The sequence below is a fragment of the Paenibacillus sp. MER TA 81-3 genome, from assembly GCF_023713585.1.
GTDB lineage: Bacteria > Bacillota > Bacilli > Paenibacillales > Paenibacillaceae > Paenibacillus_B > Paenibacillus_B profundus.
This window is the reverse complement of the sequence record NZ_JAMAWB010000023.1, coordinates 43,693-56,125: the sequence shown is the minus strand read 5'-3', so window position 1 is coordinate 56,125 and position 12,433 is coordinate 43,693. Positions and strand designations below refer to the sequence as shown.

Annotated in this window: 11 protein-coding genes; 6 read left to right on the top strand and 5 right to left on the bottom strand. The window is 53.3% G+C overall.

From position 1 onward, the window contains the following. Positions 1-10: 10 nt before the first annotated feature. The 3 genes from M3650_RS25525 to M3650_RS25515 all read right to left on the bottom strand — a co-directional run bounded on the left by M3650_RS25525 (position 11) and on the right by M3650_RS25515 (position 3,766). On the bottom strand, positions 11-1,213 hold the full coding sequence (locus tag M3650_RS25525; RefSeq protein WP_251578858.1) for an MFS transporter: 1,203 nt from the start codon (positions 1,211-1,213) through the stop codon (positions 11-13). 29 nt (positions 1,214-1,242) lie between these two features. Continuing rightward, the gene (locus M3650_RS25520) at positions 1,243-1,821 is read right to left on the bottom strand and encodes a TetR/AcrR family transcriptional regulator (protein ID WP_251578857.1); all 579 of its coding nucleotides are present in this window, start codon (positions 1,819-1,821) and stop codon (positions 1,243-1,245) included. Positions 1,822-2,227: 406 nt separating this feature from the next. Then, complete coding sequence (locus M3650_RS25515; protein ID WP_251578856.1) at positions 2,228-3,766, bottom strand: multicopper oxidase family protein; 1,539 nt, start codon at positions 3,764-3,766, stop codon at positions 2,228-2,230. A 326-nt stretch (positions 3,767-4,092) separates the two neighbouring features. Here M3650_RS25515 and bioD point away from each other — a divergent pair, with 326 nt between their 5' ends. The 5 genes from bioD (at position 4,093) to M3650_RS25485 (ending at position 9,211) form a co-directional block, all read left to right on the top strand. Further along, on the top strand, positions 4,093-4,866 hold the full coding sequence (gene bioD / locus M3650_RS25510; protein WP_251578855.1) for a dethiobiotin synthase: 774 nt from the start codon (positions 4,093-4,095) through the stop codon (positions 4,864-4,866). A gap of 24 nt (positions 4,867-4,890) precedes the next feature. Continuing rightward, positions 4,891-5,895 carry a biotin synthase BioB gene (gene bioB / locus M3650_RS25505; RefSeq protein WP_285848670.1) on the top strand — a complete coding sequence of 335 codons (1,005 nt, stop codon included), beginning with the start codon at positions 4,891-4,893 and terminating at the stop codon, positions 5,893-5,895. A gap of 35 nt (positions 5,896-5,930) precedes the next feature. Further along, positions 5,931-7,124 (top strand): aminotransferase class I/II-fold pyridoxal phosphate-dependent enzyme, encoded by a 1,194-nt coding sequence (locus M3650_RS25500; protein ID WP_251578853.1) that lies wholly within the window; start codon positions 5,931-5,933, stop codon positions 7,122-7,124. A 148-nt stretch (positions 7,125-7,272) separates the two neighbouring features. Continuing rightward, a complete protein-coding gene (locus M3650_RS32760) occupies positions 7,273-8,235 on the top strand; it encodes an alpha/beta fold hydrolase (RefSeq protein WP_369011148.1) in 963 nt (320 codons plus the stop codon). After that, a complete protein-coding gene (locus M3650_RS25485; RefSeq protein WP_251578847.1) occupies positions 8,174-9,211 on the top strand; it encodes a methyltransferase in 1,038 nt (345 codons plus the stop codon). The genes M3650_RS32760 and M3650_RS25485 overlap by 62 nt, the downstream gene beginning before the upstream one ends. Before the next feature lie 73 nt (positions 9,212-9,284). On the opposite strand, the gene pfkB is transcribed toward M3650_RS25485, so the two are convergent. Both pfkB and M3650_RS25475 read right to left on the bottom strand, forming a co-directional pair. Then, entirely contained in the window at positions 9,285-10,217 is a 933-nt protein-coding gene (gene pfkB, locus M3650_RS25480) for a 1-phosphofructokinase (RefSeq protein ID WP_251578845.1), read from the bottom strand. A 37-nt stretch (positions 10,218-10,254) separates the two neighbouring features. After that, complete coding sequence (locus tag M3650_RS25475; RefSeq protein WP_251578843.1) at positions 10,255-11,124, bottom strand: class II fructose-bisphosphate aldolase; 870 nt, start codon at positions 11,122-11,124, stop codon at positions 10,255-10,257. Positions 11,125-11,213: 89 nt separating this feature from the next. On the opposite strand from M3650_RS25475, the gene M3650_RS25470 reads away from it, so the two are divergent. After that, entirely contained in the window at positions 11,214-12,269 is a 1,056-nt protein-coding gene (locus M3650_RS25470) for an SIS domain-containing protein (RefSeq protein WP_233697543.1), read from the top strand. The last annotated feature ends 164 nt before the right edge of the window (positions 12,270-12,433 follow it).

The following is a 12,433-nucleotide window of genomic DNA, read 5'->3' as shown; positions in this document are numbered from 1 at the left end:
GCTTTTCAAATTATTCCGCTAAGCTTTCTCCCAATTGTTTTTCCTTCCACATGACTGTAATACCGAGGCCAATGACCATAATGACAGCAGCGAAAAGATAAGGATAGTGGATATTTACGTCAAATAGTATTCCTGCCATCGCTGGCCCGACGATATTGCCTAAGCTCGTATAGGTTGAGTTCATTCCAGCAACAAATCCTTGCTCTTTCCCGGCAGCTCTTGATAAAAAGGTCGTCAATGCCGGACGAAGCAAATCAAATGCGAGGAAGATGAAGCAAGTTACCGCCAGCACGGCCAAATAGCTAGAGATCACGGTGGACGCCACCGCCAATATTGCACCTGTAACTAAACATAATTGGATCAGTTTCTTTTCACCGAGTTTATCTACCATTTTTCCAAACATAAATACTTGCGCAATAACGCCGAAGATTGAGCTTATTGTAATAATGGCTGCAATGTCCTTAGGCGTGAAGCCGAATTTATGATCAGAAAACAGGCTAAAAACCGTTTCATATGCTGATAAACCGAAAGCGAGTACAAATACAATGATAAATGCGATAAAGTAAAGCGGATGAAGTGATCTTTTTAAATCGCTTATAAAGTTTGTTTGCTTTGTATTTGCGGAAATTTCTGCAAGCTGTTCCTTTGTCAGCTGCTCTTTTAAAATAAAAATGGATGAAATGCATGCTAAAAAGGCAATGGCCGCCGCAAAGAAGAAGGGCATGCGCACACCGTATTCTGCAATAAAGCCACCGATGCCAGGTCCTATAATAAAGCCAGTGCTAATGGCGGCAGAAATATAGCCCATCGCTTTTGGCCGTTCCTGAACGGATGTAATATCTGCCACATATGCAGTAACACCTGGCATAACAAAGGCGGCACTAATTCCCCCTAGAATCCTTGATATATAAAGCACCGATACATTCGTGGCCAACCCAAAGATAAGTTCTGAAACACCGAAAAGGAATAAGCCGATGATGATGATTTTCTTTCTGCCGTAACGGTCAACCCATCGTCCTGCGAGTGGTGACATAATCAGTTGTGCCACCGCAAATGCGGCAACAAGATAGCCCATCGTTTTACCTGATAAATGCATAATATTCATAAAAGACGGCATAACGGGGATGATGAGACCAATTCCTAGAAAGGCAATGAATATATTGCTTAAAAGAATAAGTAATACCGTCTTTTGTTCTTTTATTGTTTTCTTCATGTATCAACACTTTCTTTCTGTAAGAATCATTAATGTGAAATACCTCTCCAAAATACGGTCCAAGAGGCTGCTAATTTATCCTTCAGCCGTTTCTCATCATTGCCGTATACAAGCTCCAGCATAATGGAATCGACTACTCCTAAGAAGGCGAGGGTCGGCGTTTTTGCTGCATCTCCGACTATTGCTTCAGCATCGATCCAAGCCTGAAATTTACTTTCCAGTATCGACTGCACCTTCTCCTCGATATCGATTACTTCCTTTTCGATTGCTTTTGCGAGATGTGCCGGCGGAAAAAAAGACATACGCAGCCAAAATTTTAACTGCTCATTTTTTTGGAATAGATCGATTACCAATTGCAGAAATCCGTATAAATCTTTTTCGGGATTTTTTGAATCAATGTTGCTGAAATATTGAAGCTTTGAAGATAGCTCCGTCTCTTTCGCATCACGTAAAACTTGCAGAAAGAGATCATCCTTTCCTTTAAAATGGGCGTAAATGGATTGTTTTTTCATGCCGACTTCTTCAGCGATTAGAGAAAGGGATGCTCCTTCATAACCATGAATTGTGAAATATTTTAGAGCGGCTTCCTTAATGTCATTGCTTTTCAATAAAACCACCTCCGATTTAACGAACGTTCGTCAGTTATATTAGCAAATGAAATAAATATAAGCAAGCGGAAAATAGATTTAGAGTAAAACCTTTTTATTATTTTGTTTTACTGTCACAAGAGCCCGGATAAAAAACAAAAGTACACCTATGAAATTCGGACAGACGCGGATAAGGTAAGCAAAGAGGACTTGGTTAAAATAGCCGAGACATACCTGAAATAAATAGCACAAAAAAGTCCCTATCCTTTCTTAAGGCGGGGACTATTTTACGCTTACATTGGGACGTGTTCGGAGTTGCAATTAAAAAAGCCAAGGCTTCCTGGGCTTTTCAAGTACAAAGGGGCTATCTCAAAATGAGGCAGCTCCTTTTTTGAATCAAGTTCAAGTTGTGCGGGCCCAATCCGTTTTACTCGGCGATGACGGATGTCATCATGCCGCCGTCCTCGTGATTCAAAATATGGCAGTGAAACATCCATTCTCCTGCTTCATCGAAGCGGAATGCAATGTCTACATACTCGGCCAGAGGGACATTGACGGTATCCTTGAACAACTCCTGCGCCGGCGCTTCGCCGTTGAAGGAGAGCACTTGAAAGTGTGTGCCATGCAGATGCATGGGATGCGCCATATGATGGTCATCGTTATAGATTCGCATTGTATAAGTGCGGCCAGTCTCGATGCGAAGGGGCTCTGTATCGGGAAAGGCTTGCCCGTTAATCAGCCACGACATGCGATGGCTCATCATGCCTCCTCTCATCGCTCCTCCATTCGTCATACCTTGATTCATCTTCCCGTCGCTTTCTAGATTGCCGCTCACCATGCCCGAATTCAGGCGTACCGTAAAGTCAGGCGACTGAGGCGCTTCTGTAAGCAGCGGACGGGGCGCAGGTGCAAGGAACGGTGATGCTGTTACTTCGTTCCGTTGTCCGTTATATATGATCGGCAGACGCATGCCGCGGCCCCGGCCGTTGGTCAGCTCGAATCTGCCAGCGCTATAGCTGCCCAGCAGTTCGGCGTCGACACGTTCTCCGGGACTGATAAGGATCGTATCGGATTCAAACGGCACCGCCAGCGCCGCTCCGTCCAAATGAGTCACACGAAATGTATGTCCCGGCAGGTTCAGCTTCTGCGAGTTGACGGTTGAAGCATTGACGAACCGCAGCTTCACGAGTTCCCCTTCCTTTAAGGTTAACGCAGGAATGGAAGAGCCGGTCTTGCCATTTATCGTGTCGAATTCATCGATCTTCATCTTTCCCGAAGCTTGTCTCTCTTCTAACATCCAATCATCCAATACAAGCACGATATCACGGTCATACTTCAGATCTGCCGCTGTCTTAATAACGAGAGGAGCGTACAAACCTTGCTCGACCTGCTCTTCGACCGGACGGTAGTGCGAGTGATACCAGTATGTTCCGGTCTGCCTGATTGAGAACTCATACTCGTGCCGGTTGCCGGGCTGCATGTCGATGCCTGGACCGTCCTGCCGAATCGGAACCTTCAAGCCGTGCCAGTGGATGTTGGTGCCGACATCCAACTGATTGTTTACGTCCACGGTGACGCGATCCCCCTCCGCAAATACGAGCGGCGGCCCGGGAACTTGTCCGTTATAGCCCCAAATGTCTGCTTCGCGTCCGTCTCCGAAATTGTGCCGCGCCTGTTGTATTGTCAGTGTGATCGGTTTATTTCCTGGCTGCGGGCGAATTGAGGTCAATTCAAAAACACCGAAGTCATCTGCGGTGCTGGCGGGTAGGGCTGATTGCTCCTGATCGTTCGAGCCGGACGGCGTACTGTTATTCTCTGCCGCGCCCGCGTCAGACGAAGCATTGAACCGCGTCTCCGCTCCGTCCGGCTGCCGGGAACAGCCTGACAATAAGGCCAAGAGCAGCACGGTTGCAACCGAGATTGTTAGAAGCGGGCGGAGACGATGAGATGGTTGAAAATGACGCATATTTGGTTCCTCCTTGACGATAGACATTTGACATCTTAGTACATGAGGGCATTTTCGTTATATCGTAAACCTATCACGGATCGATAAAGGTATGATCCCACATCCAATAGCTGCAGTATAGGGAAGCGGGCTAAAGAATCGCTGGAAGAACAGCGTACCAAAGATGTGTGTGGATTTTATGTAGAGGCAGTTCATGTATGTTTACCTTTCATGTATTAATTTGGTTAACAAACTCTTGTGCTGATTTCGCCATTCCGGTAAAATGGATGAATGTAATGTTAACCACATATGTATATACATAGGTTTACAAAGAAGAGGTGCCCAACATGAAACCGCAAATGCAACGAGGGTCAGGGGATAGCAAAGGATTGTTCGTTTCCTCAACAGGAACGGGCGTTGGCAAGACAGTCGTCACTGCGGGAATTGCGGCTTATTTCCATCAAATTCGGAAGCGGAAGCTACAGCTATGGAAGCCGGTGCAAAGTGGCACCACTATAGGAGATCCGGAGGGAGATACGTATCGCTTGCGAATGGGAAGCGGGATGACCGAGCTCCCAGAGGAAATGCTGGCGACTTGGACGTTGCGCGATCCGCTGGCGCCCTGGATGGCATTTGAACGTGCAGATATTGCATTTTCGTTTACGGCTTTGCTGGAGGAAGGGCGTAAGCGGTTGGAACAACAGGCATTTCTGTTGATTGAGGGCGCAGGGGGAATCGCCGTACCATTCTCGCAGCGGCATACGATGGCGGATATGGCATATGAGCTCAGAGTGCCACTGTTGATCGTATCTTCGCCGGGTCTGGGGACGGTTAGTCATACGGTTACGGCGGTGCATTACGCACGCGAACGGGGAAATACAGACATTGCCATAGCGTTTAGTGGTCCTCCGACGATGGCAGAAGTGAAGGAAGTAGAGGAGAACGCCCGCATGATTGAGACGATGGCGGATGTTCCTGTACTGGGACATGTGCCTTGGCTTCCGCAGCCAGATCGCGCCCGGGCGACCGAATCGTCAGCATGGGCGATGTGGCAGGAACAGTGGCTAGCTTCGTTTACTAGGATGACCCGGTTTACGCAATGGCTGCTTGAACGCGAATAAAGATGAGAAGAAGGAGCGATGAGGATGAGCGACACAATGATAATAGTGGAGACAGATTGGCGTAATTTGGCTAGAAAGTCGATTCAGGGAGATGTTCTCACCCGGGAAGAGGCTCTGAGTGTGCTGCGCGCAGATGATGACGAGCTGCTCGCGATTATGGACGCGGCGTACCGGGTGCGCCGGCACTATTTTGGCAATAAGGTGAAGCTGAACCTGATTATTAATGCAAAGAGCGGATACTGTCCTGAGGATTGTGGATATTGCTCGCAGTCGCGCGTATCCGACGCTCCGATTGAGAAGTACACCCTGCTTGAGAAGGATATCCTTGTGGATGGCGCGAAGAAAGCGATGGAGATGCAGGCGGGTACGTATTGTATCGTTGCCAGTGGGCGCGGACCGACGTCACGTGAGCTGGAGCAGGTCGTGGCTGCAGTGGAGGAGATTAAATCGACGATGCCAATGAAGATCTGCGCCTGCTTGGGCATCTTGTCGCAGGAGCAAGCGAATCGGCTGAAGCAGGCCGGTGTTGACCGCTACAACCACAATCTCAATACGAGCGAAGGCCATTATTCTCATATTACGTCCACGCATACGTATGCAGACCGCGTACATACGGTGGAGACAGCGAAGCATGCCGGGATGTCGCCGTGCTCTGGCGTCATAATGGGGATGGGCGAGACGGACGAACAACTCGTCGATGTCGCGTTCTCCTTGCGTGAGCTGGACGCGGACTCGATTCCTATTAACTTTTTGAATTCGATTCCGGGGACGCCGCTTGCGCATTTGAACGATTTGGACCCGCGCCGCTGCTTGAAAGCAATTGCGATGTTCCGCTTCATCTGCCCGTCGAAGGAGATTCGCGCATCCGGCGGACGTGAAATGAATCTGGGCATGCTGCAGCCGCTTGCGCTTTATGCAGCGAATTCGGTGTTCGTCGGGGACTACTTGACGACCGAAGGACAGGAAGCGACGGCGGATCATAAAATGATCGAGGATTTAGGATTTGAGATTGAACAATGCGCGCTGTAACTAGCGTTGTCAATAATTCGGAACGATGGGCGTGGATGAAAGAGGAATTGGATGAGCGTGAGCGGATGGGGCGGCTGCGCCGCTTGTCGACCGCCATCTGGCTGGAGAACGGATGGATCGAGCACGACGGCAGACGGCTCTTGAATTTGGCGTCCAATCATTATTTAGGTCTCGCTCCTTGGATTACTGAACAGGGGTGGGAGGCATTGCGCACGGAGACAGAATCAATGGGTGAACCTGGAGTTCGAATAGGTTCTGGAGCTTCACGGCTCATCGTTGGTCACGATCCGCACCACGCCGCACTGGAACAGGAGATGGCTCTATTCAAGCAACGGGAAGCGAGTCTCGTCTTTACGAGCGGCTATATGGCCAATGCCGGCGTCATTTCTGCGCTGGTTGGCCGCCATGACGCCGTATTTAGTGACCGCTTGAATCATGCAAGCATCGTCGACGGCATCGTGTTGAGCCGCGCGCATCATGTGCGCTACCCGCATCGGGATTTGAACCGCCTGGAGGATCAACTGAAGAAGTGGAGCGTCGGCGCAACCAGTGGAGCGGGACGGGCGCCACGCAAGCTCATCGTCACCGATTCCGTCTTCAGCATGGATGGGACGGAGGCGCCGCTGGCCGATCTGGTGACGCTGAAGGAGCGATACGGCGCGATGCTTATGGTCGACGAAGCCCACAGCGGCGGCGTGTATGGGCCGGAAGGGCGCGGGATGTGCCATGAGCTTGGCTTGCATGAGCGCGTGGACGTTATTATGGGCACGTACGGGAAGGCGTTTGGAGCCGTCGGGGCCTATATTGCAGCGGATGACATCGTCATCCGCTATTTGGCGAATCGGGCGCGCACGTTCATATATAATACCGGGCTGCCGCCGCTTATGGCAGCCCTCATTCGTGCCCGGCTCAGCGAGGTGCGCGCTGCAGATGAAGCGCGATCCGAGCTCATGCGCAAGGCGGCGCTGTTCCGCGCGCGGCTGCGTGCCGGCGGTCTGGACACCGGCGAGGGCGCCAGCCATATCGTGCCGGTTATGCTGGGCACGGATGAGCGTGCGGTTGCGGTGAGCGCCGCTTTGGCAGAGGCGGGCATCGCAGGTGTAGCGATTCGGCCGCCGACGGTGCCGGAAGGATCGGCGCGCATCCGTTTTGCGCCGACGCCGATGCATCGCGACGAGGATTTGCTGTGGGTGGCAGATACGGTCGCACGCTTGGCACGAAATATCTAGGCGCAACGCATCTTAGTTCAGAGACAGACATGCCAGCTTCGCTGGTGCCGCATTTACGACAATAGGCAGTCGAAAATGGAAGATGATGTGGCAGCCATGGATGATAGTAAGTATGACGCGAGGTTGTTAATGATGGAGATAGGAAGATATGAAAATGATGACCAAACAGATAGATATAAACGGTAAAACGGAATCGAATGGAGGCGGAGACGCTTCCGCTGCGAAGGCAAAGCGCCCGAAGCTGTTATGGGTGCACGGATGGGGGATGTCACCCGGGACGTGGCGGCATTTAGCCGCTGAGCTGCCCGCATTAGACCATCGCTATGTGTCGTATGCCTCCTGCCGCACGATAGAGGAGCTCCGCGAAGCGGTGAGCCTGCCCTTCCGGCTGGAGCCGGAAGGGGAGTGGCATGCGATCGGCTGGTCGATGGGCGGAATGCTGCTCCTCGAGGCGCTTGCCGCCTGGATGGCGGGGCCAGCTTCCCCCGCCATGCCAGCTGTGCGCAGCATCGTCTTCTGTGGGACGACGCTGCGCTTCATTGACGACACGGGGCAGGCCGGTTGGCCCGACCGTGTCGTAGCGCGCATGCGTCGCCGCTTGGCGCATGCGCCCGAGGAGACGCTCCGCGCGTTCGCGGAACGTCTCCCTTCCGCGGCCGAGCGCGATGACGCCGGGCTGCGGCGGGTGCTTGCGCAGCACCGTGCGCGAACGGCGTGCTCTGCGCCTGCGCCCATGGCAGCGGCTCAACCCGCGTCGCCTGAGTCTAGCGTGCATGCATTCACGCCGGAAGGGCTTGACGCCGGTCTTGCCTACTTGCAGCAGGCAGACCTTGCTGCGGCGTGGGCGCGGGTAACGGCGGCGCCGGCGGGACCGCGCCTGCTATGGCTGCACGGGGCGGACGACACCGTGTGCCCGCTTGGCGCGGTGAAGCGGGCACAGGCGCTGAACGGACAGCGGAACGCTGCCCGCTTTGCGGTGCTGCCGCAGGCCGGGCATGTGCCGTTTCTTACGCAACCGGCTCGCTGGCGAAAGGAGTTGACGTCGTGGTATGACAACGACATCGGATTCAACAGAGACTCCGCGCCCATTTCTGGGCGCGAACGTGAATAAATTGCTTGTGCAGCGCCGCTTCGACAAGCATGCGCACGAGTATGACAGCTATGCCGAGGTGCAGCGCGTGATGGCGCAGGAACTGGCGCAGCGCATTTCGACGAGCTATACCGGACCAGTCTTCCGGATTGCAGATATCGGCTGCGGTACGGGACTGCTGACGCTTGAACTGCTTCGGTTATTCCCAGAGGCATCCGCGACCCTTGTCGATATGTCGCCGCAAATGGTGAGGGCGGCTTGCACGAAGCTGGAGCAATCCGGTACAGCCGCACGGCGCCTCGATCCCGTCATCGCCGATGCGGAGGCGTGGGTGCAGGAGCAGGGCGGACAGAGGGGAAGCCGTAATCGCGCTCAAGCTTACGACCTTATCGTCTCCAGCGCCGCCTTTCAATGGTTCAACCGTCCGGCGGAGACGGCAGGCGGGCTGCTTCGCCTGCTTGCTCCGGGCGGAGTGCTGGCCTTCGCTACGTTTATGCCGGGGACGCTGCACGAGCTGCACGAGTCCTTCGGAGAAGCCGAATCGGCACTCGGCTTGCCGTCGGTTCCGCGCGGACTGGCATACCCGGCGCGGGAGGATTGGCTTGGGTGGCTGAGCGCGCCTGTACGAGCCGCCGTATCTGAGGCCGACGAACGGTCTGATGATACGGCGGCTCCTGCAGACAATCTATCATGCATAACTGCTGCGGCATCTACAGCGGATCCGGCAGTTCTGTCGTCCCATAAAGCGATGCCGCCTTCTGTCACATGGGAAGAGGCTAGTTACCGCTATGCTTTCCCGGGTGTGCCGGCGATGCTGCAGCAAGTCCGCCGCGTCGGAGCGGGCAACGCCGTTGCAAGCAGTGCTGCCGCCGGCGCGTTGAACCGTACGCTCTATCGGAAAATGGTAAAGTGCTACCACGACCGCTATCGGCTTCCCGATGGGCGCATTCCGCTCACCTACGAGGTTGCCTACGGCATCGTTGAGCTGCAAACATAACGAAAGCAAACGGCCGCCCGCACCTGTCTGGGCAGACAGGATGCGGGCGGCCGTATATAGGGCAGGGTTGCAATTATAGAAGTGTTCCCACTTGAATTTGTTGCTTCAACGCTTCGACATCCTCAAGCCGCACCATGCCAGCGGATGGCATAAGCGCATTGGCCGTGCCGCAGGCGGCCCCCAGCTTCAGCCGTTCTTCCGCTGGTAGAGCGCGCTTGTCCGCGACGACCAGACCGGCGACCATGGAATCTCCACTGCCGACGGCGTTGACGGCGTCGATGCGCGGAATGCTCACGCGGAATAACTGCTTATCCATAGTGGACAGCGCCCCGCGCTCACCGAGTGAGACGACGACATTCGCGATGCCCTGCTTCGCTAGCCGGAGCAGAGCGGATTTGATGTCGTCTTCCTCTTCCGCGTTGCCGTCCGTCAGCTTCACGACTTCATGCTCGTTCGGCTTGATAAGATAAGGGCGTGCAGCAATGCCTTCCACCAGCGCCTCACCGCTCGTATCCAGCACCGGGATAGCGCCGGCCCCGCGGGCGATGGCGATAAGCTCGGCATAGAGCCCAAGCTGGCATCCTTTGGGCAGACTGCCGGAGAAGACGACATGTGAGGAGCGCGAAGCGAGCTTCGCTATCCTCTCCTTCATCGACTCTATCGCTTCTGCCGGAATGGAAGGGCCCGCTTCCAACAGCTCCGTCTGGGTGCCTCCTTCTGGGTCGATCACATTCAAGCACAGGCGCGATTCGCCCTCCACCGTGATGAAATCGGACGGAATTCCCTCCTGGCGCAGCATCTCTGAGATCGCCATCCCATTGAAGCCAGCCACGAACCCTGTTGCGATCACATCTTCACCGAGCGTACGGATGACGCGAGCCACATTGATGCCTTTGCCTCCGGCTGTCGCATTCATTTGTTCCGCCCGGTACAAGGAATTAAGGTTGAATCCGGGGATGATGTACGTTTTATCGATCGCCGCATTCAAGGTTACGGTTGTAATCATATACGTTCCTCCAACATGAAGCGGGCTGTTGCAGCGGTTAGCGAACCGCGTTCGCCTTGCCGATACAGCCGGCCATTTCCATCTTGCTCTTCGCTAGTGCTTTTACTGCCTCTTTCGCAGGCACCATATATTTACGTGGATCGTTCTCGTCAGGATTCCCTGCAAATACGGCTTTAATCGCATCGGAGAAAGCAATGCGCAGCTCTGTGGCAACGTTCATTTTTGCCATGCCATATTTCACGCAGCGCTTCACTTGTTCTTCCGGAATGCCGGAGCCGCCGTGCAGAACGAGTGGAACGCTCACAACTGCATAAATTCGTTCCAGTCGCTCGAACGCAATTTTCGGTTCACCTTTATAAATACCGTGCGCGGTGCCGATTGCTGGGGCAAGCGTAGGGACGCCTGTCGCCTCGACGAACGCAGCGCATTCTTCAGGAACGGCAAGTCGCGCATCTTCTTCTTCGACGACGATATCATCTTCCACGCCGCCGACTTTGCCAAGCTCGGCTTCGATGTTGACGCCTGCGGCTGTGGCCACTTTCACAACTTCCTTCGTGCGGCTAATATTTTCTTTATATGGATGCATCGACGCATCGATCATGACGGATGTATAGCCAGCGCGGATACATTTTACAATGAGATCATAATCAGTGCAATGGTCTAGATGAAGTGCGATAGGAATTGAAGAGAGCTTGGCTGCGGTCTGGGCGGCAGATACGATGTATTCCGGCCCTAAGTGCTTCACCGTACCCACCGTCGTTTGCAAAATGAGGGGAGTTTGCGTTTCTTCTGCGGCTTCAACGACTGCCTGCAGCATTTCCAAGGTGTGAACGTTGAAAGCGGTAATGCCAAAGCCTTGTTCGCGAGCCGCTTGCAGCATCGATGTAGAGCTGATAAGATGTCCCATTTGCATAGCCTCCTGCATGTTATGATTGAAACAATCAAAATAATGACTTATAATTTCATTAAGTTGATTATAAAGGAGGATTTTGTGGAATGTCAAACCAGAATACGCATACGTATCGCGAAATTAGTGATCAGGCTGCAGCTCTGCAAGAAGCATGGACACAATTGCAGCAACAACAGGATTGGATCGGGAAATATATAGGAAGCGATAAATATGAGGAAGTTGTCTTCATCGGCTCCGGTTCCTCTTGGTACCAAGCGATGACGATGGCGGCGACGTATCGGAAATGGACGGGACGCAGTGCGGTGGCGCATCCGTCCTCTGACTTGTTCTTGTTCCGTGAACAGACCGTGGCGGCATCGAAGAAGACGCTGTTGGTCGGAGTTTCGCGCTCGGGCGAGTCTCACGAAGTCATCCTTGCGTTAGAATCAGTGAAGGAACTGCCGCATTGGACCACGTGCGGAATCACTTGTCATCCGTCAAGCAAAATGGCAAATATGACGGATTGCCTTGTATCGCCGCGCGGTGCGGAGAAGAGCACGGTCATGACGAAGTCGCTCAGCAGCATGACCTTCATGATGCAGGCGGCGATTGCTCTTGGCGCAGGACAGGAGAAAGCATACAAGGAATTGGAAGCTGTATTGCAATCCGACGCTGCGTCCGTTACAATGTCGGATGAAACGGCAGAAGCGTGGGTGAACGGAAATTCTTTTAATAAAACGATTTATTTAGGAATGGGCGCGTTGTACGGTCTTGCGCTGGAAGCGTGCTTGAAGTTGAAAGAAATGACCTATACGTGGACGGAAGCATACGGCACGCTAGAATTCCGCCACGGACCGAAGTCGATTGTCGATCCAGAAACGCAAATCGTGCTGCTGCTGTCCGAACAAGCACGCTCCTATGAGCTGAAGGTAGCTCAAGAAATGAAGCAATATGGCGCTACGGTCGTCATCGTAACCGCACAAGCCGGTGAAGATACGCAATTTGCCGACAAGGTGGTTGAGCTTGGTGCTGCGGATGTCTGCGATGAAGCACGTGCGGTATTGTATTTGCCATTTATTCAATACAACGGTTATTACACGGCGGTGAACCGGGGCCTTAACCCGGACGATCCACGGAACTTGACCCAATTTGTTTCTATATAATAAGCGTGTCTATTGCGTGAATCGCATGTAGGAAGTTCGTAACTGGCGCTGCTAACGGAGGTTCTGTATCCGGCTAGCAGCTCTTGCTTTGCCGGCATACCGCTTTTGGACCGCATTCATCATGGGTTTATGCCCTTTTTTACCTAGTAACAACCCGCAACGCA